Source organism: Micromonospora sp. DT81.3 (assembly GCF_049847225.1).
Taxonomy (GTDB): domain Bacteria; phylum Actinomycetota; class Actinomycetes; order Actinomycetales; family Microbacteriaceae; genus Microbacterium.
In genome coordinates, this window is sequence record NZ_JBNCNY010000065.1 from 1 (window position 1) to 236 (window position 236).

The following is a 236-nucleotide window of genomic DNA, read 5'->3' on the forward strand; positions in this document are numbered from 1 at the left end:
TGGCCGCTGACGGATGAGAACGGGGATCAGTACTCGGTGAACGGGCAGGAGATCATCTTCTCGCTGGTCGCTGACCGCAGCCTCGGGTTCGATGATCGTCATGTGTTCGCGAAGATCGGGTACTTCTACCGTCCGGCGTTGATTCCGGACGAGCAGCGTCCCGAGGATGGCGGCTGGACCTACGGCGGACTCGTGTTCGAGGAGGGCGTCACGGGTCAGATCTTCGAGGACCAGTC

The 236-nt window shown here is 61.9% G+C and carries 1 protein-coding gene; it reads left to right on the top strand.

Features of this window, described 5'->3' with window-relative positions:
• Window positions 1-236 (top strand): glycoside hydrolase family 68 protein (locus tag ACPW96_RS23355; RefSeq protein ID WP_425886140.1); only part of this gene is annotated, 236 nt, incomplete at both ends.